The 21959-nt window shown below is 67.9% G+C and carries 23 protein-coding genes; 12 read left to right on the forward strand and 11 right to left on the reverse strand.

The genetic code is table 11. The annotated features are described in order from the left end of the window. Positions 1–25 precede the first annotated feature (25 nt). Positions 26–1876, reverse strand: a complete 1851-nt coding sequence (gene arc, locus EL337_RS16615; protein WP_048631672.1) for a proteasome ATPase — start codon at positions 1874–1876, stop codon at positions 26–28. 147 nt (positions 1877–2023) lie between these two features. Between arc and EL337_RS16620 the strand changes: the two genes are divergently transcribed. From EL337_RS16620 to EL337_RS16630, 3 genes are read left to right on the forward strand one after another with little or no spacing between them, the layout of a single operon-like run. Continuing rightward, positions 2024–2524 carry an MTB12 family secreted protein gene (locus EL337_RS16620; RefSeq protein WP_048631673.1) on the forward strand — a complete coding sequence of 167 codons (501 nt, stop codon included), beginning with the start codon at positions 2024–2026 and terminating at the stop codon, positions 2522–2524. 31 nt (positions 2525–2555) lie between these two features. Then, positions 2556–3116, forward strand: coding sequence for a lipoprotein LppK (locus EL337_RS16625; RefSeq protein WP_275992551.1), 561 nt, complete (start codon positions 2556–2558; stop codon positions 3114–3116). 3 nt (positions 3117–3119) lie between these two features. Continuing rightward, positions 3120–3419 carry a DUF503 domain-containing protein gene (locus tag EL337_RS16630; RefSeq protein ID WP_048631674.1) on the forward strand — a complete coding sequence of 100 codons (300 nt, stop codon included), beginning with the start codon at positions 3120–3122 and terminating at the stop codon, positions 3417–3419. On the opposite strand, the gene EL337_RS16635 is transcribed toward EL337_RS16630, so the two are convergent. Further along, the gene (locus EL337_RS16635) at positions 3416–4246 is read right to left on the reverse strand and encodes a tRNA (adenine-N1)-methyltransferase (protein ID WP_109519825.1); all 831 of its coding nucleotides are present in this window, start codon (positions 4244–4246) and stop codon (positions 3416–3418) included. The genes EL337_RS16630 and EL337_RS16635 overlap by 4 nt on opposite strands. Before the next feature lie 84 nt (positions 4247–4330). Between EL337_RS16635 and EL337_RS16640 the strand changes: the two genes are divergently transcribed. The 3 genes from EL337_RS16640 to EL337_RS16650 are packed head-to-tail and all read left to right on the forward strand — an operon-like array spanning position 4331 to position 6530. After that, positions 4331–5230: a RecB family exonuclease gene (locus EL337_RS16640; RefSeq protein ID WP_048631676.1), complete on the forward strand. Its 900-nt coding sequence runs from the start codon at positions 4331–4333 to the stop codon at positions 5228–5230. Then, on the forward strand, positions 5227–6024 hold the full coding sequence (locus EL337_RS16645) for a thioesterase family protein (RefSeq protein ID WP_048631677.1): 798 nt from the start codon (positions 5227–5229) through the stop codon (positions 6022–6024). The genes EL337_RS16640 and EL337_RS16645 overlap by 4 nt, the downstream gene beginning before the upstream one ends. Continuing rightward, entirely contained in the window at positions 6021–6530 is a 510-nt protein-coding gene (locus EL337_RS16650) for a DinB family protein (RefSeq protein ID WP_048631678.1), read from the forward strand. Before EL337_RS16645 ends, EL337_RS16650 begins: the two co-directional genes overlap by 4 nt. Positions 6531–6543: 13 nt before the next feature. Here EL337_RS16650 and EL337_RS16655 read toward each other — a convergent pair whose 3' ends face one another. The 8 genes from EL337_RS16655 to EL337_RS16690 all read right to left on the reverse strand — a co-directional run bounded on the left by EL337_RS16655 (position 6544) and on the right by EL337_RS16690 (position 13675). Further along, a complete protein-coding gene (locus EL337_RS16655; RefSeq protein WP_048631679.1) occupies positions 6544–7482 on the reverse strand; it encodes a R2-like ligand-binding oxidase in 939 nt (312 codons plus the stop codon). Beyond that, positions 7479–8159 (reverse strand): TetR/AcrR family transcriptional regulator, encoded by a 681-nt coding sequence (locus EL337_RS16660; protein WP_048631680.1) that lies wholly within the window; start codon positions 8157–8159, stop codon positions 7479–7481. The genes EL337_RS16655 and EL337_RS16660 overlap by 4 nt, the downstream gene beginning before the upstream one ends. A gap of 70 nt (positions 8160–8229) precedes the next feature. Next, complete coding sequence (locus EL337_RS16665; protein WP_048631681.1) at positions 8230–9627, reverse strand: FAD-containing oxidoreductase; 1398 nt, start codon at positions 9625–9627, stop codon at positions 8230–8232. A gap of 9 nt (positions 9628–9636) precedes the next feature. After that, on the reverse strand, positions 9637–10119 hold the full coding sequence (locus EL337_RS16670; RefSeq protein WP_048631682.1) for a DUF4126 family protein: 483 nt from the start codon (positions 10117–10119) through the stop codon (positions 9637–9639). Between the two features lie 67 nt (positions 10120–10186). Further along, positions 10187–11038: an ATP phosphoribosyltransferase gene (hisG, locus tag EL337_RS16675; RefSeq protein WP_048631683.1), complete on the reverse strand. Its 852-nt coding sequence runs from the start codon at positions 11036–11038 to the stop codon at positions 10187–10189. A gap of 53 nt (positions 11039–11091) precedes the next feature. Beyond that, entirely contained in the window at positions 11092–11373 is a 282-nt protein-coding gene (locus EL337_RS16680; RefSeq protein WP_048631684.1) for a phosphoribosyl-ATP diphosphatase, read from the reverse strand. Positions 11374–11400: 27 nt separating this feature from the next. Then, the gene (locus tag EL337_RS16685; RefSeq protein ID WP_048631685.1) at positions 11401–12873 is read right to left on the reverse strand and encodes a sugar porter family MFS transporter; all 1473 of its coding nucleotides are present in this window, start codon (positions 12871–12873) and stop codon (positions 11401–11403) included. A 118-nt stretch (positions 12874–12991) separates the two neighbouring features. Then, positions 12992–13675 (reverse strand): HAD family hydrolase, encoded by a 684-nt coding sequence (locus EL337_RS16690; RefSeq protein WP_048631686.1) that lies wholly within the window; start codon positions 13673–13675, stop codon positions 12992–12994. Positions 13676–13756: 81 nt separating this feature from the next. Between EL337_RS16690 and EL337_RS16695 the strand changes: the two genes are divergently transcribed. The 6 genes from EL337_RS16695 (at position 13757) to EL337_RS16720 (ending at position 21220) form a co-directional block, all read left to right on the forward strand. Beyond that, a complete protein-coding gene (locus EL337_RS16695) occupies positions 13757–15661 on the forward strand; it encodes a PbuX/PucJ/PucK family nucleobase permease (RefSeq protein WP_048631687.1) in 1905 nt (634 codons plus the stop codon). A 69-nt stretch (positions 15662–15730) separates the two neighbouring features. Continuing rightward, positions 15731–16180 carry a 2-oxo-4-hydroxy-4-carboxy-5-ureidoimidazoline decarboxylase gene (uraD, locus tag EL337_RS16700; RefSeq protein ID WP_048631862.1) on the forward strand — a complete coding sequence of 150 codons (450 nt, stop codon included), beginning with the start codon at positions 15731–15733 and terminating at the stop codon, positions 16178–16180. Then, positions 16177–16500: a hydroxyisourate hydrolase gene (uraH, locus tag EL337_RS16705; RefSeq protein WP_048631688.1), complete on the forward strand. Its 324-nt coding sequence runs from the start codon at positions 16177–16179 to the stop codon at positions 16498–16500. Before uraD ends, uraH begins: the two co-directional genes overlap by 4 nt. Before the next feature lie 15 nt (positions 16501–16515). Further along, complete coding sequence (hpxO, locus tag EL337_RS16710) at positions 16516–17682, forward strand: FAD-dependent urate hydroxylase HpxO (protein ID WP_048631689.1); 1167 nt, start codon at positions 16516–16518, stop codon at positions 17680–17682. Positions 17683–17684: 2 nt separating this feature from the next. After that, positions 17685–18518: an FAD binding domain-containing protein gene (locus EL337_RS16715; protein ID WP_048631690.1), complete on the forward strand. Its 834-nt coding sequence runs from the start codon at positions 17685–17687 to the stop codon at positions 18516–18518. Beyond that, positions 18515–21220: a molybdopterin-dependent oxidoreductase gene (locus tag EL337_RS16720; RefSeq protein ID WP_048631691.1), complete on the forward strand. Its 2706-nt coding sequence runs from the start codon at positions 18515–18517 to the stop codon at positions 21218–21220. The genes EL337_RS16715 and EL337_RS16720 overlap by 4 nt, the downstream gene beginning before the upstream one ends. Here EL337_RS16720 and EL337_RS16725 read toward each other — a convergent pair. After that, positions 21210–21956, reverse strand: a complete 747-nt coding sequence (locus EL337_RS16725) for a dihydrofolate reductase family protein (protein ID WP_048631692.1) — start codon at positions 21954–21956, stop codon at positions 21210–21212. The genes EL337_RS16720 and EL337_RS16725 overlap by 11 nt on opposite strands. Between the last annotated feature and the right edge of the window lie 3 nt (positions 21957–21959).

Here is a 21959-nt window from a genome sequence, read left to right on the forward strand (position 1 = left end):
ACACGAGGTGAACGTCGCGGTTCCGCTACAGGTACTGACCCAGGTTCGACTCGGTGTCGATGGCCCTGCTGGCGCTCGAGCTCTTGCCGGTGACCAGCGTGCGGATGTAGACGATCCGCTCGCCCTTCTTCCCCGAGATCCGGGCCCAGTCGTCGGGATTGGTGGTGTTGGGCAGGTCCTCGTTCTCGGCGAACTCGTCGACGATCGAATCCAGCAGGTGCTGGATCCGCAGACCCTTCTGCCCGGATTCGAGCACGGCCTTGATCGCGTTCTTCTTGGCACGGTCGACGACGTTCTGGATCATCGCCCCGGAGTTGAAGTCCTTGAAGTACATGACTTCCTTGTCACCGTTGGCGTAGGTGACCTCCAGGAACCGGTTGTCGTCGATCTCGGCGTACATCCGGTCGACGACCTTCTCGATCATCGCCTTGATGGTGAGACTGCGGTCGCCACTGAACTCGGAGAGATCGTCCTCGTTGATCGGCAACGCTTCGGTCAGGTACTTGCTGAAGATGTCCTGGGCCGATTCGGCGTCGGGCCGCTCGATCTTGATCTTGACGTCCAGGCGGCCGGGCCGCAGGATCGCCGGGTCGATCATGTCCTCACGGTTGGAGGCGCCGATGACGATGACGTTCTCCAGACCTTCCACACCGTCGATCTCCGAGAGCAGCTGCGGGACCACCGTGGTCTCCACGTCGGAGGAGACACCGGTACCACGGGTGCGGAAGATGGAATCCATCTCGTCGAAGAACACGATCACCGGGGTGCCCTCGGACGCCTTCTCGCGCGCGCGCTGGAAGATCAGCCGGATGTGCCGCTCGGTCTCACCGACGAACTTGTTGAGCAGCTCGGGGCCCTTGATGTTGAGGAAGTAGGACTTGGCCTCACGGGAGTCCTCGCCGCGCAGCTCGGCCATCTTCTTGGCCAGCGAGTTGGCGACCGCCTTGGCGATGAGCGTCTTGCCGCACCCGGGGGGGCCGTAGAGCAACACACCCTTGGGCGGGCGCAGTGCGTACTCGCGGTACAGGTCTTTGTGCAGGAACGGCAGCTCCACCGCGTCGCGGATCTGCTCGATCTGTCGGGTCAGGCCGCCGATGTCCTCGTAACTGACGTCGGGAACCTCTTCCAGGACCAGATCCTCGACCTCGGCCTTGGGGATCCGCTCGAACGCATAGCCGGCCTTCGTGTCGACCAGCAGCGAGTCGCCGGGGCGCAACTTGCGCGGGCGGTCGTCGCCGAGCACGTCGTCGTCGTAGTGATCGGGCAGATGTTCGGCGGCGACCAGCGGCTCGGCCAGCCACACGATGCGCTCTTCGTCGGCGTGACCGACGACGAGGGCGCGGTGTCCGTCGGACAGAATCTCGCGCAGCGTGCTGATCTCTCCCACGGATTCGAAGTGGCCGACCTCGACGACGGTCAACGCCTCGTTGAGGCGCACCGTCTGGCCCTTCTTCATCTCCTTGGTGTCGATGTTGGGCGAGCAGGTCAGCCGCATCTTGCGGCCCGAGGTGAACACGTCGACGGTCTCGTCGTCCTGCACGGAGAGCAGGACGCCGTAGCCACTGGGCGGCTGACCCAGTCGATCGACCTCTTCGCGCAATGCCAGCAACTGCTGACGCGCTTCTTTGAGGGTGTCCATCAGCTTGGCGTTCCTGGCGGCCAGCGAGTCGATGCGCGCCTCGAGCTGGTGAATGTCACGAGCACTGCGCAGACCGCTCTGAGGGCCTACCGTGTTCTCCAGCTGCTCGCGCAGAAGTGCCGCCTCTCGGCGCAGGCTTTCCAGTTCTGCCGCATCTTCGCCGGACAGTTGGCTCTCGGGGGATGTCCCGAAGGCTTCAGTGCCTTCGCTGGCTTCGGGACGCTCGGACTCACTCATACTGAGCTCCTTCCCCACACCGAATGTTGGTGCGGTAACAACTTCAACGCTACCGGCGATTCAGTCTTTGTGTGCGCTGTAGGAATTCGACACACCAGCAACACTGTTAGCCTCTGTAGATCAGTTCGGCCGAACGGAAGGACAGCCGTGACCCTGAAATCCCTCGTTACCAGCCTGACCACTGGAGCAGCTGCAGCTGCACTGGTCGGCGCTGCGGCCGCGGGTGTGACCTCGATTGCAGTCGGTGCCGGCGTGGCGGGAGCCTCTCCTGCCGTGCTCGATGCCCCGCTGCCCGCCGCGCCGGCGCCCGATCTCCAGGGCCCGCTGGTGTCGACGTTGAGTGCGCTGTCCGGACCCGGCTCGTTCGCAGGTGGCAAGGCCTCCTACATCGAGGGCGGCCTCGGTCGCATCGAGGCACGGGTCGCCGACAACAGCTACGCCAACGCTGCCGCGAAGGGCTACTTCCCGCTCAACTTCGCGGTCTCCAACATCGATCAGAACGGTCCGGTGGCGACGGCGAGTGTCACCGCGACGGCCTCGAACGGCGCCGCGGCATCACAGAATGTGGTGTTCATCGCGGGCCCGAGCCCGACCGGCTGGCAGATCTCGAAGCAGTCGGCCATGGCCCTTCTCAGCGCGGTCGGCTGACCGCCTCGGCGATTCTGAACAAACCGTGACGCTGGCGCGTCGCACTGTCCTGACCCGTAGCGCCGCCACCCTCGTGGCGGCGCTCGGGCTGGGTGCGTGCGGTCAGCCCGGCCAGTCCGACGATCCCACCGTCGCGTCGGCGCCCGCCGCCGCGACATCGTCGTCCACGGGGCTGCCCGATCCGATCCCGGACTCCCCGGGAGGCCCGCCGCTGCCACCGTCCACCGCGCTCGTCGACGTGATGGCCCGGCTGTCGGACCCCGCCGTGCCGGGAAACGAAAAAATCACGCTGATCGAGCGTGGCACTCCCGCGGAGGCCGCCGGGCTCGACCGCTTCGCGACCGCGCTTCGGGACAACGGCTCGCTGCCCCTGACGTTCGAGGCGCGCGACCTCGCGTGGTCGCAGTCTGCTCCCGGCAATGTCCTGGCCACCGTCGTGGTCAGGACGGCGAAGCCGGGCGGTGAGTTCACCTACCCCATGGAGTTCGCCCAGACCGCCGGCTCGTGGCAGCTCACCCGCCAGACCGCCGACCAGCTGTTGCAACTCGGTCCCGAGCCGGGCGCTCCCACACCGTCGACCCCGCCGCGCTGAACCATGTGGATCGGCTGGCTGGAATTCGACATCCTGCTCGGCGACGTGCGGTCACTGAAGCAGAAGCGATCGGCCATCCGTCCGGTGATCGCGGAGTTGGCACGCCGGTTCGCCGTCTCGGCCGCCGAGACAGGTTCTGCGGATCTGCTCCGCCGCGCCGGTGTCGGCGTCGCCCTGGTCGCGGGTGACCGCGCGCACCTGATCGAGGTGCTCGACGCCGCCGAGCGACTGGTCGCCGCCCGGCCCGAGTTCGAATTACTCTCGGCGCGCCGCGGCATCCACAAGAGCACCGACGACGATTAGCCGGTTCGGTTCTTCTTGCGCAACGGGACCGGCGCCACCGCGCCGGGAGCCAGTTTGCGCGCACTGATCAGGAACGCGGTGTGGCCGCGCATCGTGTGCTCGGGGCGCACCGCGAGCCCGACGACGTGCCAGCCGCGCTGCATGCTCTCCCACGCCCGCGGCTCGGTCCAGCACTGCTGTTCGCGGAGCGCCTCGACGGTCTTCGACAATTGGGTGACGGTCGCGACGTAGATCATCAGCACCCCGCCCGGAACCAGCGCTGCGCCGACCGCGCCGAGCACGTCCCACGGCGACAGCATGTCCAGCACGACGCGGTCCACCTCGGGCCCGTCGTAGTCGACCACGTCGGAGATCACCAGGTCCCAGTTCGGCGGCTGCTCCCCGAAGAACGTGGCGACGTTGCGCTGAGCGTGTTCGGCGTGATCCTCGCGCACCTCGTAGGACGACACCCGGCCCTCCGGACCGACCGCCCGCAGCAGCGAGCAGGTCAGCGCGCCGGAGCCGGCACCGGCCTCCAGCACCCGCGCCCCGGGGAAGATGTCACCCTCGTGCACGATCTGCGCCGCGTCCTTGGGATAGACGACCTGGGCGCCGCGCGGCATCGACATCACGTAGTCGACCAGCAGGGGCCGCAGCACGAGGAACGAGTCGCCGTTGGTCGACTTCACCACGCTGCCTTCGGGCAGCCCGATCACCGCGTCGAGGGAGATGATGCCGCGATGGGTGTGGAACTCGCCGCCGGGCTTGAGCAGCATGGTGTAACGCCTGCCCTTGGCGTCGGTGAGCTGCACGCGGTCACCCACGGCAAACGGACCGGTTCTGCGCACAGTGCCACAGCCTGCCAGTAGACGCGCTGCGTCTCCCGCCCGGGTTGCCGGGATATGTCCGACCACCGTCCTAGGGTGTTTTTCATGGGTGAGCCGACGCAGCGAGACGAGCCGGACCCGCCGGGTCCGCCGGCGAGGCGCCCCGCGTTGTCGCCGTCGCGCGCCAGCGACTTCAAGCAGTGCCCGCTGCTGTACCGCTTCCGGGCCATCGACCGGCTGCCCGAGCCCTCGTCGACCGCGCAGGTTCGGGGATCGGTCGTGCATGCCGCGCTCGAACAGCTCTACGCCCTGCCCGCCGCGGACCGCGTGCCCGAGGCCGCGCACGCGCTCGTCGCGCCGGCCTGGGAACACATGCTCGCCGAGCGGCCCTCGCTGGCCGATGACATCGACCCGGCACTGCGGGCCGAGCTGCTCGAGCAGGCCCGTACCCTGCTGTCGGGGTACTACCGGCTTGAGGATCCCACCCGGTTCGACCCGCAGAGCTGCGAGCAGCGCGTCGAGGTGGAACTCGCCGACGGCACCCTGCTGCGTGGTTTCGTCGACCGCATCGATGTCGCACCCACCGGTGAAGTGCGGGTGGTCGACTACAAGACGGGCAAGGCCCCGCCGGAAGCCCGGGCGCTGGCCGAGTTCAAGGCCATGTTCCAGATGAAGTTCTATGCCGTTGCGCTGCTGCGCTCACGCGGTGTGCTGCCCACCCGGCTGCGGCTGGTGTACCTCGCCGACCGTCAGGTACTCGACTACAGCCCCGATCTCGGTGAGCTGGAACGGTTCGAGAAGACGCTGATGGCGATGTGGCGCGCCATCCAATCCGCAGGTGCCACAGGAGATTTCCGCCCCAAACCGTCCCGCATGTGTGACTGGTGCGCCCACCACGCGCACTGCCCCACCTTCGGTGGCACTCCCCCGCCCTACCCGGGCTGGCCGGAGGTGCTCGACGAGGGTGATCCCGACGCGGTGCTGCAGGCGGAGCCCGCGGCGTGATCGACTGCCTCTTTCGCCGGCTCGCTGACGACGGCGAGTATTCCGTCTTCGAGTCGACCGACGGCACCCGCAGCAACTGGGATCCGCAGATCCAGCACGGCTCGCCGCCGCTGTCCCTGTTGACCAAGGCCATCGAGGACCTGTCGGCAGGCAGCGGGCTGCGGGTCGGTCGCCTGACTTTGGACATCCTCGGCGCCATTCCCGTTGCCACGGTGCGGGTCCGGGCGTGGGTGGAGCGTCCGGGCACCCGGATCTCGATGATGGCCGCCGAGATGCTCGCGCACCGCCCTGACGGCAGTCTCCGGGCGGTCGCGCGGGTGAGCGCCTGGCTGCTCGCACCCAGCGACACCGCCGATGCCGCGACCGATCGGTATCCCCCGATGGTCGAGGGCGAACCGACGGCAGTGGCCCATGCCTGGGAAGGGGCGCCGGGCTATCTGGAGACGGTCAGCTGGCGCAGGCAGCGCACCGCCGAGGGCGCCGCCGCCGAAGCCTGGCTGTCCCCGCTGGTGCCACTGGTCGATGCGGAGCCGACGACGCCGTTGCAGCGGCTGACGATGGTCGTCGACTCGGCCAACGGGATCGGCGCTGCACTGGATCCACAACAGTTCCTGTTCATGAACACCGACACCGCGGTACATCTCCATCGGCTGCCTGCGGGTAACGACTTCGCGCTGCGGGCCCGCGGATCGATCGGCCCGGACGGCATCGGCGTGACCACCGGCGAGATCTTCGACCGCGACGGGTTCATCGGCACCGTGGCGCAGACGTTGCTGGTGCAGCGCCGCCGATGATCGACGCGATGCGACGGCAGTTCGAACTGGCCTGGGCGCTGACGGAATTGCACCTCGATGCGCTCGGCGAGGAGGACGTCTTCTGGGAACCGGCCACGCTGTGTTGGACGGTTCGTCACGACGGCGGCCGGTGGCACGCCGACTTCGCCGATGCCGAACCCGACCCGGTCCCGGTTCCGACGATCGCGTGGTTGAGCTGGCACATCGACTTCTGGTGGAGCGCGGCACTCGACGGGGTGGCCGGACGTCCGGCCCGCGGCCCCTCCGAGGTGCCCTGGGCCGGTTCGGGGCCCGCGGCGGTGGCCCGGCTGCGGGAACTGGCCGTGCAGTGGCGGAACGTCCTGGCGGACATGACCGCCGACGATCTGACGAAACCCGCCACGTTCCCGTGGGGCGCCGCAGAGGGCCGCACGATGGTCGACACCGCGCTCTGGGTGACGGTCGAGCTGACCAAGAACGCGTCCGAGATCGGTCAGCTGCGGCTGATCCGCGCCGCCCGAGGCTGAACCCTCGCCTCCGTTACGCCGAGGCGGCCAGAGCCGCGCGGTCTTCGTCGGCGAAGGTGTCCTCCAGGTGCAGGGGGGAATAATCGACGTCGATCTCACCCAGCGGACGGCCCCGCGCGCTGCTGATGGTCCCGAAGCGGCGCATGCCTTTGTCGGCGGCGTACTGCTGGAATTCATCCATCGCCAGACCGAACGGGACCTCGTCGTACAGCGCGAAGGCGTCCTCGGTGTTGCGCAATGCCAGCGGGATCAGCTCGTTCATCCTGGCCTCGAACACCGACCAGTTGGCATCGTCGGCGGCGACATGCCGTCGGCACGTGAAGGTGCCCCACGCCATGTGGCGCCGCTCGTCGTCACCGATCCTGCGCACCAGCTCCTGCATTCCCGGGAGTATCCCGCGATCGACGCAAATCCGGTGCCACGCATAGTATCCCGTGAGCGCCATCATGCCCTCGATGACGTGGTTGTACGTCACCGACGCCCGCACCTGAGCCGCCGGTGACGGGTCGCTGCACAGCGCGTCGAGCGACGCCGGGAGCTCCTCGTAGAACATCTGCCGATACGCCGGAAGCTCGTCGACATACCCCTGCAGGTCGCCGGTGATCCCGACGGCGTCCAGCCACATCCGGAACACCTGGGTGTGCTTGGCCTCCTCGAACGCGAACTGGGTCAGATACATTTCGTCACCGAGCCGCCCCTCGGCGCGCATCGCCGCCATGAACGGCTGAATGTCCTGCGTGACAGCCTCTTCGCCGGCGATGAACTCCGCACACAGCCGGGTGGCCCAGTCGCGCTCCAACTCCGTCAAGGCGTCCCAGTCGGCACGGTCCCGTGAGAAGTCGATGTCGGCGGGATCCCAGAATTTCGCGTTACCGCCGGCAAAGAGCTTGAGCGGCAGACTATTCCAGTTGAGCCCGCCTGCGGCGAGCGAGTCCGAACGTGCCCTGGTCATGTGTTCACTCCTTCGTTGGATTTCCGGTCCGCGGTGACCGGGCCGAACGCTGCCGCCAGCACGGCGACGTACCGGCGCACGACGAGCGCCGGTTGGTCGGGCGAGAGTTCGTCGAGCCCGAGCACGGGGTCCATTCCGCGTACATAGGGCGCCAGCGCCAGATGCGGAAGGAGCATGAGCAGCAGTGACAGCAACGCGTCGGCGTCGCCGTCCGGACGGAGGTCGCCTCGGGCCTGCGCATCGCGCACCAACGGCCGCAGCACCTGCAGATAATGACGGTGCACCACGGCGCGCACGCTGACCCGTGCGTCGGTGTCGACCTCGAAGCTGGCCGCCGCATGTAGCGCCCTGTCGCGGGGGTGCTCGGCGAAATAGCCCACCCACACGTCGAGCAGGTCTGTGAGGAACTCGAAGAACGGCCGGATGGGATCCAGCCTGGTGATCTGGTCCTCCATGTAGGACCGCACCCGCTGGCTGCCCACATCGGTGATGAACGCATACAGGTCTCGTTTGTCCGCGAAGTATTGGAACAGACTGCCTTTGGCGACACCTGCGCGCCGGGCGATGACGTTGAGGCTGCCGGCGGAGAACCCGTGCGCAGCGAACTCCGCTTCCGCAGCGGATATCACCGCTGCTCGGCGATCCGCACCGAGACGAGACCATGTCACCGTCGGCATCGCGCCTCCAAGGCTTGATGTGACCAGTGGTCATATTACTGTGACTCACGCCACAGTCAAGGGGTGCTCGCTATGTCAGCGGCGTGAGGTCCTGCAACAGCGTCGGCACGAGTTCGCTGACAGTCGGATGAATGTGCATCGTCCGGGAGATCGCGGTGTAGGGCAGCTTCGCGGTCATGACGTCGAGGATCAGGTGCACGACCTCGTCACCGCCGACGCCGAGGATCGCGGCACCGAGGATCTCCTTCGTCTCGGCATCGACGACGACCTTCATGAAGCCCTGGGTCTCGCCCTTCTCCACCGCGCGGCCCACGCGGGTCATGGGACGCTTGCCCACCAACGCTTTTCGACCCGATTTGCGGACCTCGTCAGCCGTCATCCCGGCTCGGCCGAGCGGCGGGTCGATGTAGAGCGCGTAGGTGGTGATGCGATCGCTGACCCGGCGTGGGTCGTCGTCGAGCAGGTTGGCGGCGACGATCTCGAAGTCGTTGTACGAGGTGTGGGTGAACGCTCCGCGCCCGTTGCAGTCGCCCATCGCCCAGATGTGCTCGACGCTGGTGCGGAGCTGATCGTCGACGACGACGTACCCCCGCTTGTCGATCTCGACCCCGGCGACATCGAGGCCGAGGTCGTCGGTGTTCGGCTGCCGCCCCACCGCGACCAGCAGATGGCTGCCGGTGATCGGCTCCGCGCCGGCTCGCGGCGTGACGGCGAAGCCGCCAGATCCACTGCCGCTGTTGGTGAAACTGATCGCGTCGGCGCCGACGACGACGGTGATCCCCTCGGCTTCGAGGATGTCCTTGATCGCGGCGGACACGTCCTCGTCCTCGCGGCCGGTGAGGCGTGGGCCTTTCTCGATGACGGTCACCTCGGCGCCGAAGCGGCGGTACATCTGCGCGAACTCGAGCGCGATGTAACTCCCGCCGATGATCACCAGATGCTCGGGCACTACGTCGAGATCCAGGATCCCGACGTTCGTCAGATAGTCGACATCGGCCAGCCCGGGCATATCCGGGGCGACGGCGCGGCCGCCGACGTTGAGAAAGATGCGGTCGGCTTCGAGAAGCCGATCACCGACCCGGATCGTGTGCGGACTCTCGAACCGGGCATGGCCGCGAATCAGCGTGGCGCCCTTCATCCCCTCGATCCAGGACTCCACACCCTCCCGGTCGCCGCCGCTGATGCGGTCCTTGCGCGCCTTGACCGCCGCCATGTCGATCTCCACGTCGCCGGTCTTCACCCCGAAGTCGGCGCTGCGCCGGGCCAGATGTGCGGCATGTGCGCTCGCGACAAGGGTCTTGGTGGGGATACAGCCATAGTTCACGCAGGTGCCGCCGACCAGTTTGCGTTCGATCACGGCGACTGTCTGCCCGGCGGCGGTGAGCCGGCCGGCCAGCGGCGGGCCGGCCTGCCCGGCGCCGATGATGATCGCGTCGAAATGCTCTGCGGTGGAGTCGGACACAGACATGGTGGCGGCCTAGACCAGGCTGACGAGGAACGCGACCAGGAAGCCGCCCCCGACGGCGATGACGTCCTCGATGAAGGCGCCGGGGCGGTCGTTGCCGTTGTTCGACGACGCCAGCCGGCTGCGTAGTTCGGCGCCGGCCATCGTCCCCAGAACAGCACCGACGACGCCGGCCCCGGTGGCGGAGAAGGTGTGGAAGAACGCGCTGCCGATGACGGCACCGGCGAATCCGCCGGTGACCAGCCGGGCGATGAACTGCGGCGGCACCTTACGGCTCGGAGTCTTCGGTAGCTGATCGGTGATCAGCTCACCGATCAGCAGAATGGTCAGCACGGTGACGGTGATCGGGTGGGCCATCCACTCCGACCATTTGTCCGTCACGTCGATCCAACCGAGCATCGCACCCCACGCCACCACGGCCGGGGCGGTCATCGCGCGCAAGCCGGCGATGACACCGATCATCAGGGCCAGCACCAGAACGAGAACCTGAGTCATCGGACCTCCAGGGGGTGGATGGACACCCGGACGCTAACACGCGTGGCCCTGGCTCGAGAGGTGTCGATCAGAAGCGGCAGAACCTGATGTCGGAGGCCAGGATCGCCTTCGCCCCGATGGCCGCGAGCTCGTCCATGATGGAGTTGACGTCGCGGCGCGGCACCAGGGCACGCACCGCCACCCACGCCGGGTCGGCCAACGGCGCGATGGTGGGTGATTCCAGTCCCGGGGTCACCTCGGTTGCCCGGTCGAGCACCGTTCGGGGACAGTCATAGTCGAGCATCAGGTACTGCTGACCGAACACGACACCCTGCACGCGGCCCGCGAGTTGGTCGCGGGCGGCTGCGGTGGCGGGGTCGGCGTCGACGCGCTCGATGAGTACGGCCTCGGAGTCGCACAGCGCGTCACCGAATGCGACCAGCCCGTGCAGGCCGAGCGTGCGGCCGGTGCCCACGATGTCGGCGATCACGTCAGCCAGCCCCAACTGGACCGAGATCTCCACCGCTCCGTCGAGCCGGATGACTGTTGCGTCGATACCCCTGTGCGACAGGTCTTTCCGCACCAGGTTCGGGTACGCGGTGGCGATGCGCCGGCCTGCGAGGTCGGACACCGTCCAGTCGCGGCCTGCCGGGGCGGCGTAGCGGAAGGTGGAGGAGCCGAAACCCAGCGCCAGGCGTTCGGCGACGGGCGCATCGGACTCCTGGGCCAGATCGCGACCGGTGATGCCGAGGTCCAGTTCGCCGGAGCCGACGTAGATCGCGATGTCCTTGGGCCGGAGGAAGAAGAACTCGACGTTGTTCGACGGGTCGACGACCGTGAGGTCCTTGGAGTCGCGCCGTCGGCGGTATCCCGCCTCGGAGAGGATCTCGGCGGCGGATTCGCTGAGCGCGCCCTTGTTGGGGACGGCCACCCGGAGCATCGGTGTCTGCGCGCCCGACGTCGCGGATGGGTCGCTTGCGCGAGGAGCGGACATCAGAGCTTCTTGTACACGTCGTCGAGGGACAGCCCGCGCGAGAGCATCAGCACCTGGGTCCAGTAGAGGAGCTGGCTGATCTCCTCGGCGAGCGCGTCGTCGCTCTCGTGTTCGGCGGCCAGCCACACCTCGCCGGCTTCTTCGAGGATCTTCTTGCCGATGCCGTGCACCCCGCCGTCGAGTGCGGCGACGGTGCCACTACCGGCCGGGCGGGTGCGCGCCCGCTCGCCCAGTTCGGCGAACAACGCATCGAAGGTCTTCACGGGAGGAGATTGTTTCACGCCGGGCAGGGCCGGCTGCCGACCGGCTCAGCCGGCCGCGGTCTTGTCCTCGCGCATGATCGACCCGTGCATGTCCTCCAGCGTCACTCCCTTGGTCTCCATCACCCACCGCCAGACGAACAGACCCGAGAGGACTGCGCAGAGCCCGTAGAAGCCGTACGCCAGGCCGAGGTGCTCCCGCAGACCGGGGAAGGTGACCGTGATCAGCCAGTTGGCCGCCCACTGCCCCGCAGCGGCGAGCCCGAGGGCGGCAGCCCGGATCCGGTTGGGGAACATCTCGCCGAGCAGCACCCACACCACCGGTCCCCACGACATCCCGAACGCGACGACGAACAGGTTGGCCGCGATCAACGCGATGACTCCGGACGCGCCCGGCAGGCTGGGGGTCCCGTCGGGATTGACCGTCGCGTTGGCGAAGATCACCGCCATCGTGATCAGGGTGACGGCCATGCCTGAGGAGCCGATCAGCAGCAGCGGCTTGCGGCCGATCTTGTCGATCAGCGCGATCGCGATCAGCGTGGTGAGCACGTTGATCACCGACGTGATCACGGTGTAGATCGCCGATTCGTCGGCGCTGAACCCGACCGCCTGCCACAGCACATTGGAGTAGTAGAAGATCACGTTGATGCCGACGAACTGCTGGAAGATCGACAGCCCGAGGCCCACCCAGACGATCCCGTAGAGACCGCCGGTCGGCTTGCGCATGTCCCGCCAGGACGGCTTGTCCTCGCGCTCCAGTGTCTCCTTGATGCGCGTGATGGTGATCTCGAGATTCTTCTGCCCGAGCAACATGCTCAGCACGCGGCGGGCCTCCGGGATCTTGTGGCTGGCAACCAGATACCGCGGCGATTCCGGGATCGTGAAGGCCAGCGCCCCGTACAGCACCGCCGGTAGCGCCATGGCCAGGAACATCCACCGCCAGGCGTCCAGACCCAGCCACAACGGTTCATTGGGGCCGCCGGCCAGCCATTGCAGCAGGTAGTTCACGGCGAACGACAGGAAGATGCCGGACACGATGGCCAGCTGCTGCAGCGACCCGAGGCGACCGCGGATCCCCGGCGGTGAGGTTTCGGCGATGTAGGCGGGGGCGATCACCGAGGCGACGCCGACACCGATGCCGCCGACGATGCGGAAGAGCACCACGGTCCACACCTCATGGGCGAAGCCGGTGCCGAAGGCGCTGACCAGGAACAGCACCGCGGCGATCTTCATCACCGCGATCCTGCCGATCCGGTCGGCGATACGGCCTGCGGTCATGGCGCCGGCCGCGGCACCCAGCAGCGCGGAGGCGACGGCGAAGCCCAGCTCGGCGTTGCCGATGCCGAAGTCCTCCTGGATCGAGTCGACCGCCCCGTTGATGACCGCACTGTCGTAGCCGAACAGCAGACCGCCGAGCGCGGCGACGGAGGCGATCCGCACCGCGGTCTTGCCGGACGAGAAGTCCTGACCCTCCTCGAAAATCTCGGGACCTTCCCCGACGGGACCACCCTGACCGGCCATGTGGCGACCTTTCCGCAACGTTGCGTGATACGAATCACATTCAAGCACTCACGTGCTGCCGCCGGAGGTGTTCCCACAAGTGGGCCCGATCAAGCACACCGAATCGGCGGCAGGCGGGTCAGGCGCTGCGTTCGCGCAGTTCCTTGTCGATCTCGTGGTGGATCCTGCGCAGATCCGCCACCGACAGGCCGGCCAGCGACGCGGCGTGGCGACGGCGGATGCCACCGGGCACCGGCACGTCGTTGGGGACCACGAGGACCGCGCAGCCGGCCTTCTCGGCCGCCGCGGTTCCGGTCACCGAGTCCTCGACCGCCAGGCACTCCGAGGGTTCGAGCCCGAGGAGCTCGGCCGCGCGCAGGTAGGGATCGGGGGCGGGTTTGCCGTTGGGTACCTCGTCGGCGCAGACGGTGGTCGAGAAGTAGTGGCGGCCAATGCTGTTGAGTGCACGCTCGGTGAGCGCGCGCTGCGTGTTGGTGACCAGAGCCATGGGAGTGCCTACCGCGGCAAGGGCTTCCAGCATCTCCCGGGCGCCGTCGCACCAGGGCAGCCCGTCGTCGAAGAGATCCGCGGTGTACCGGTGCAGCCAGCGAATCGACTCCGCCATCGCCGCCGGGTCCGGGTCACGACCGACTTCGGCGTAGACCGTCACCATCGTCTCCTCGGCCGATGCGCCGACCAAGGCTGTGCGGGTTTCGCGGCTCATGGCGCCGCCGAACGTCTCGTACAGAGCGGAAAGTGACACATCCCACAGCTTTTCGGAGTCGACGAGGGTGCCGTCCATGTCCCACAGCACCGCTCGCACGACGCGATTGTGTCATGGCGTTGTTACATCGTGCTAACCGCTCGACGGGCGAAGTGCTGTGATCTGCCCGATTCTTGGACGATGACGGCACCAACCTCGGCCAAGAAGGCCAGACGCGTTCACCCGGTCGACGAGGTGCTGCCAATCCCCAAGCTGGCAACCTACGGTTTCCAGCACGTCGTCGCGTTCTACGCGGGAGCGGTGCTGGTGCCCATCATCATCGCGGGCGCGGTCGGGCTGTCGGAGCAGGAACTGGTCATGCTCATCACGGCCGACCTGTTCACCTGTGGCATCGCCTCGATCATCCAGGCGGTCGGGTTCTGGAAGATCGGGGTCCGCCTTCCCCTGCTGCAGGGCGTCACGTTCGCCGGCGTGTCCCCGATCATCGCGATCGGGCTGGCCAACGGCGGCGGCTCGGCCAGCATGGTCTACGTCTACGGCGCGGTGATCGTCGCCGGGGTGTTCACCTTCCTGATCGCCCCGATCTTCATCAAGCTGCTGAAGTTCTTCCCGCCGGTGGTGACCGGCACGCTGATCACCATCATCGGGTTGTGCCTGGTGCCGGTAGGCGCGCTCGACGCGGTGACCAACCCGCACACCCACGAGCCCGATCCGACCAACATCCGGTGGTTCCTCTACGCCCTGGGCACGATCGCCATCATCGTCGCCATCCAGCGGTTGTTCAGCGGATTCGTGGCGACCATCGCCGTGCTGCTCGGGCTGGTGATCGGCTGCGCCGTTGCCTACGCGCTCGGCGACATGGATTTCGACAGGGTCGGTGACGCCGCCGCACTGGGCTTCACCCCGCCGTTCCTGTTCGGGATGCCCAAGTTCGACTTCGTCGCCTGCCTGACGATGATCATCGTGCTGATGATCACCGCGGTGGAATCGACCGGCTCCACCATCGCGACCGGCGAGATCGTCGGAAAAAGGGTCAAGGCCTCCGACATCGGCAATGTGCTGCGCGCCGACGGTGTCGCCACCACGATCGGTGGCATCTTCAACTCGTTCCCCTACACCGCGTTCTCCGAGAACGTCGGCCTGGTCCGCCTGACGGGCGTCAAGAGCCGCTGGGTGGTCGCCGCGGCAGGGGTGTTCATGATCCTGCTCGGCTTCCTGCCCAAGGTGGCGGCCATCGTCGCCTCCATCCCCAACCCGGTGCTCGGCGGCGCCGCGCTGACACTGTTCGCGACGGTCGCCGTCGTCGGGATCCAGACGCTGGGCAAGGTCGATTTCACCGACCACCGCAACCTGATCATCGTGACGACCAGCCTCGCGCTGGCACTGTGGGTGACGTCCTATCCCGACATCGCCCAGGCCATGCCCACGGGGCTCGACCTGATCTTCGGCAGTGGTATCAGCATCGGCGCGGTGAGCGCCATCCTGCTCAACATCGTGTTCTTCCACACCGGCGGCCACGGTCCCCGGGTGGCCGGAGGCGGTGCCATCACCCTCAACGAGGTCAATGCCATGACCAGGGAGCGCTTCACCGAGGTGTTCGGACACGTGGTGCAGGACGTGCCGTGGGCCGTCGAGCGCGCCTACGAGCAGCGGCCGTTCACCGACACGAAGGCGCTGCGGGAGGCGTTCCAGGACGCCGTGCTCACCGGCTCCTCGGATCAGCAACTGGAGTTGCTCGCGGCGTTCCCCGACCTCGGCGCCGAGGACGACACCGGTCACGCGTTGGCGGTCGACCATGTCGCACTGTCCAATCTCGACGAGAACGACCACAATGACGTGGTGCAGATGGCCGGCTCGTATCGGGAACACTTCGGTTTCCCGCTGATCATCTGTGCCCGCGAGACCGAGCACTTCGACCGGGTGCTCAAGAACGGCTGGGCCCGGATGGACAACTCCCCCGCCGCCGAGAAGGCGTTCGCACTGATCGAAGTGGCCAAGATCGCCAACTACCGGTTCAGCGACCTCGTCGCCGACGCGAATCCCATTGCCGCGGCACGGTTCAGCCGACTCAACGAACTCCACTAGATGGCAGGCGTGCACTCCCCGAAGCCGCTGGGCGTCGACGGTTTCAACCGCCTCACCGAGCGGCAGCGCATGCACCTGCTCTATGACGTGTGCTCGTCGCCGATCTGGGCCCGGCGCGTGCTGGCCGGTGGACCGTTCCGCGATCCGGAGGCGCTGCTCCGCCGCGCAGACCAGGTGCTTGCCGAACTGCCCGACGCCGAGCTCGCCGCGGCGCTCGACGGCCACCCGCGGATCGGAGCGAAGGCGGACAACGCCAGTTCCGCCCGGGAGCAGGCGAAGGTGGCCGCAGCGGATGACGGGGTCAAAACCGAACTGGCGGAGAAGAATCGGCTCTACGAGCAGACGTTCGGATACGTCTACCTGGTGTGTGCGAGCGGGCGCACCGCCGAGGAACTCCTGGATATCCTCACCGATCGCCTCGACAACGACCCCGACACCGAGCGTCGGGTGATGCGCTCGGAGCTGGCCAAGATCAACCGCCTCCGACTGGAACGCCTGCTGTCAAAGGAGACCGCATGAGCTCGCTGTCCACCCACGTCCTCGACGCGGTGTCGGGCCGGCCCGCGGTCGGCGTCGCCGTGACGCTCACCGACTCCGACGCCGCCGTGCTGGCTTCGGCCCTCACCGACGGCGACGGCCGGGTCAGGTCGGTGGCCGAAAATCTCACGGCGGGCGTGTATCGGCTGCACTTCGACACCGGAAGCTACTTCCGCTCACAGGAAGTGGCCGCGTTCTACCCCGAGGTGGTCATCGCGTTCGAGGTGACCGACGAGGCGCCACACTGTCACGTTCCCCTTCTGTTGTCGCCGTTCGCGTACTCCACCTATCGAGGGAGTTGAGATGGGGGTCCAGCCATGAAAGCGGTGATCATCGGCGCCGGCATGGGCGGCATGAGCGCGGCGATCGCACTGCGCCAGATCGGGTTCGAGACCGCGGTGTATGAGCGGGTCACCGAGAACAAGCCCGTGGGCGCGGCGATCTCGGTGTGGTCCAACGGCGTCAAGTGCCTGAACTATCTCGGCCTGGAAGAGCAGACGGCACGGCTCGGCGGCATCGTCGACACCATGAGCTACATCGACGGCTTCACCGGCGACACCATGTGCCGGTTCTCCATGCAGCCGTTGATCGACGAGGTCGGCCAGCGCCCCTACCCGATCGCGCGTGCTGAACTGCAATTGATGCTGATGCAGGCCTACGGCCTCGACGAGATCGCGTTCGGCATGCAGATGGTGGCCGTCGAGGATGGACCCGAAGCCGCGACGGCAACATTCGCCGACGGGACGACGGTGAGCGCCGACGTGATCATCGGCGCCGACGGAGCCGGCTCGCTGACCCGCGAGTATGTGCTCGGCGGCCCGGTCACGCGCCGCTACGCGGGCTACGTGAACTTCAACGGCCTGGTACAGACGGACGACAGGATCGGCCCTGCGACCGAATGGACGACCTATGTCGGTGACGGCAAGCGTGTTTCGGTGATGCCCGTGGCCGACAACCGGTTCTACTTCTTCTTCGACGTGGTCGAGCCCCAGGGCACCCAGTATGAAAGGGGCAGCGCCCGTGAGGTTCTGCGTGCACACTTCGGCGAATGGGCGCCCGGCGTGCAGGTGCTGATCGACACGCTGGACCCGGCGACCACCAACCGGGTGGAGATCCTCGACCTCGACCCCTTCTATACGTGGGTGAAAGGCCGTGTCGCCGTGCTGGGCGATGCCGCGCACAACACCACCCCCGACATCGGGCAGGGTGGATGTTCGGCGATGGAGGACGCGATCGCACTGCAATGGGCGTTCAGGGATCACCCCGCAGACGTGCACGGCGCGCTGCTGGCCTACCAGCAGGCGCGCGCCGACCGTGCGGGCGATCTGGTGCTGCGCGCCCGCAAACGCTGCGACGTGACCCACGCCAAGGATCCGGACACCACCGCACAGTGGTATTCCGAGTTGCGGAACGAGGACGGCGGCAACATCATTCGCGGCATCGTCGGCAACATCATGGGTGGGCCCGTGACCCCGGTCATCTGAGCATGGACCTCAACACCGTCGAAGCGACGACGATACCGACAAGCCGCGACGAGCTGTGGCCGCTGGGCCCCGGCGACGCGATACTCGCGGGCGGCACGTGGCTGTTCTCCGAACCGCAGCCCCACATCCGCCGTCTCGTCGACATCACCCGGCTCGGCTGGCCGCCGGTGACCGTCAACGATGACGGGATCGAGCTCGCGGCCACCTGCACCGTCGCCGAGGTGTCCCGGCTGTCGTCCACCCTCAAGCGCGAGAGACCCGAGTGGACGGCCGCCCCGCTTCTGCACCAGTGCTGCACCGCGCTTCTCGCGTCCTTCAAGATCTGGTCGCTGGCCACGGTCGGCGGCAACATCAGCCTGTCGCTTCCGGCCGGTTCGATGATCTCCCTCACCTGCGCGCTCGACGCCGAGGTGACGGTGTGGCGGGCCGACGGCAGCGACGTCCGGATGCCTGTCGCGCAGTTCGTGACCGGGGCGGCCACCAACGCGCTGTCGCCCGGGGACGTGCTGAGGTCGGTGTGGCTCCCCGCGGCGGCGCTGCGGGCGACCACCGCCTACCGCAAACTGGCGCCCTCGCCGCTGGGGCGGTCGGGCATCGTCGTCATCGGCAGGCGCGACCAGGCCTCCGACGGCGGCGGCTGCACACTGTCGGTCACCGCAGCCACCGTCCGCCCGTTCGTGTTTCGTTTCCCCGCCACCCCCACGGCGGCCGAGCTGGCGGCCGCACACGCCGGCATCGATGCGGCCTCTTGGACGGTCGACGCGCACGGCGATCCGGACTGGCGGCGTGCCGTCACCCTCGTCCTCGCCGAGCAGATCCGCAAGGAGCTGACGTGACCATCCGGATCAACGGCGACGAGGTGCACGAGGTGCCACGGCCGGGCCAGTGCCTCCGCACCTATCTGCGTGAGCGCGGCCGTTTCGAGGTGAAGAAGGGGTGCGACACGGGTGACTGTGGAGCCTGCTCCGTGCTGGTCGACGCCGAAGCGGTGCACTCCTGTGTGTTTCCCGCGTTCCGCGCGGACGGTTGCGACGTCACCACCGTGGCGGGCCTGGGGACACCCGACGATCTGCACCCGCTGCAGCGCCGATTCGTCGACGCGGGCGGCTTCCAGTGCGGGTTCTGCACCGCGGGGATGATCACCACAGCGTCTGCGCTGTCGGAGGACCAGCTGGCCGACCTGCCACAGTCCTTGAAGGGAAACCTGTGCCGCTGCACGGGATATCGCGCCATCACCGACGCACTGGACGGCAGGGTCAACGTCGAGAAGTCAGGTGGCGTCGGCCGGTCCGTCGGTGCGCCTGCCGCGATGGCGGTGGTCACCGGCACCGAGCAGTACACGATGGACTTCGCACCGCCCGGGTTGTTGCACCTGGCGGTGCTGGCCAGCCCGGTCGCGCACGCACGGATCGTCGACATCGACACCTCGGCGGCCGAGGCGCTCGACGGCGTCCACCTGGTGCTGACCCACCGGGACAGCCCGGACGTCCTCTTCTCCACCGCCCGGCACGAGAACCGGCACGACGACCCCGACGACACCCGGATCCTCGATGACACCGTGCGCTTCCGCGGTCAGCGGGTGGCAGCCGTCGTCGCCGATACCGTGGCGATAGCCGAAGAGGCCTGTCGCGCCATCGCAGTCACCTACCAGGAGCTGCCCGCCCTCTTCGATCCCGAGGCGGCCCGCGAGCCCGGCGCGCCCGTGCTCCATGCCGGCAAGACATCAGATTCCCGTATCGCCGACCCGCTGCGCAACACCGTCGCCGAGGTGCACGGCGGGGTCGGCGATGTCGCCGTCGGAGTCTCCGCTGCAGTGGCCGCGGGCGGTGCCGTGGTGCGGGAGCGCTACACCACGCAACGCGTGCAGCACGCCCACCTGGAGACCCACGGCTGCACCGCGTGGCGCGACGACGAGGGCACGCTGGTGGTCCGCACCAGCACCCAGGTACCGTTCCTGGTCCGCGACGAGCTGTGTCATCTGTTCGGCTTGGCGCCCGACGACGTGCGGGTGTTCGCGCGTCGCGTGGGCGGCGGGTTCGGCGGAAAGCAAGAGATGCTCACCGAGGACATCGTCGCGCTGGCGGTGCTGCGGCTCGGCCGGCCGGTGCGCTATGAGTTCACCCGCTCGGACCAGTTCACCGTGGCCCCGTGCCGGCACCCGTTCCGCATCGACGTCACCGCCGCCGCAGGCGCGGACGGGGTGCTGACGGCGCTGGCCGTGGACGTGCTGGTGGACGCAGGCGCCTACGGTAACCACAGCACCGGTGTGATGTTCCACGGCTGCTCGGAATCGGTGTCGGTGTACCGGTGCGCGAACAAGCGGGTCGACGCTGCGGCGGTGTACACCAACAACCTGCCCTCTGGAGCGTTCCGGGGATACGGCCTGAGCCAGATGATCTTCGCGATCGAATCCGCTGTCGACGAACTGGCCACGCGGCTCGGCATCGACCCCGTCGAATTCCGCCGACGCAATGTGGTGGTGCCCGGCGATGAGTTCATCGACCACAGTGTCGGTCACGGCGACCTCGCCTTCGGCAGCTACGGCCTGGATCAATGCCTCGACCTGACACGTCAGGCCCTGGCCGACGGCAACGGGGTCAGCGGCCCCGACGGCTGGGCCGTGGGCGAAGGCGTGGCGGTGGCGATGATCGCGACGATTCCGCCGCGCGGCCATCTTGCCGAGGCGTCTGTGACGGTGACCGCGGACGGAGAGTATCTGGTGTCGGTGGGCACGGCCGAGTTCGGCAACGGCACCACCACCGTGCACACCCAGCTGGTGGCCACAGAACTCAACACCACCCCGGAACGCGTCCATGTCGATCAATCCGACACTCGGACAACGAGTTACGATACCGGCGCGTTCGGGTCCGCGGGAACGGTGGTGGCCGGACAGGCGGTCATGCTGGCGGCCCGCAATCTGCGCGTCGCCATGATCCACGCCGCGGCGGAGCTCACCGGCGCCGCCGTACACACCTGCACGGTGACCGTCCATGGCGTGCAATGTGGCACCCGGCTGGTGGAATTCACCGACCTGCCGAGCGATCTGGTCGGTTACGGCCGCCACGACGGCACGCCCCGGTCGGTCGCGTTCAACGTGCAGGGCTTCCGGGTCGCGGTGGATCCGCGCACCGGCGAAGTGCGCATCCTGCAGTCGGTGCAGGCCGCCGACGCCGGTGTGGTGATGAACCCGCAGCAGTGCCGCGGGCAGGTGGAAGGTGGTGTCGCGCAGGCGATCGGAGGAGCTCTCTACGAGCAGGTGCTGATCGGTCCGGACGGCACGGTGCTCACCACCGCGCTGCGCAACTACCACATTCCGCAGTTGGCCGACGTCCCGGTGACCGACGTGTTGTTCGCCGACACCTACGACCAGATCGGTCCGATGGGGGCCAAATCGATGAGCGAGTCACCCTACAATCCGGTCGCACCCGCGCTGGCCAACGCGATCGCCCGAGCGTGCGGGGCCCGGGTGCGCGACCTGCCGATGACGCCCGCTCGGGTGTGGCGGACGTTGTCGGAGTCCGGCGCCGCTACGTCCTGACCCACTGGACGATCACTGTCCCGTCGCCGCCCAGCAGTACGCGTTTGCGCTCCATGTGCACTTCGGCGTGCTGGTCGGACGTGGCGATGCGACGCGCGGGGCCCGCCACCATCCTGGGGCTGGTGGTGAGGCACAACTCGTCGATCGCGTCGTGAGACACCAACTGCGAGAACAACGTCGGGCCGCCTTCGACGAGCACCCGGTTCAGCCCCACCGCCGCGAGAGCCTGCCGTATGGCGGCCGGGCGGATCGGGACGCCCGCCAGCTCCACCACAACGGCCCCGGACCTGGCGAGCGCGCGACGGCACCGCACGCCGGCGTCGGCGGAGACGAGCACTATCGGCGGCGCCGACGAATTCTCCAGCAGCTGTTGCGGAATGACGCCGCGGCTGGACACCACCGCTACCGGCAGGTCCGCCCCCAGCTTGTGCGACAACCGCCAGGCCCGGGCGTCGGGGGTGAGCGCCATGTCCGCGTAGGGTTTGGCCGCCGCGGTCGTGGCACCGACGAGCACGACATCGGCAACCTCGCGCAGCCGGGCGAAGACGCGGCGGTCCGTCGGCGTCCCCAACTTGCGCCCGGACCCGTCGAACGTCACCGCACCGTCGATGCTGGAGATGAAATTCGCGCGCAGCCAGGGGCCGGAAACCCCGTCGCGATAGGCGAACAGGTCGCGCAGGGCGTCGTCGCTGAGCGCGTCGACCTCGTGCACCGACGAGTACGGCGTGCCGGCCATGAC

Origin of the sequence: Mycolicibacterium aurum, from assembly GCF_900637195.1 — a bacterium.
Classification (GTDB): domain Bacteria; phylum Actinomycetota; class Actinomycetes; order Mycobacteriales; family Mycobacteriaceae; genus Mycobacterium; species Mycobacterium aurum.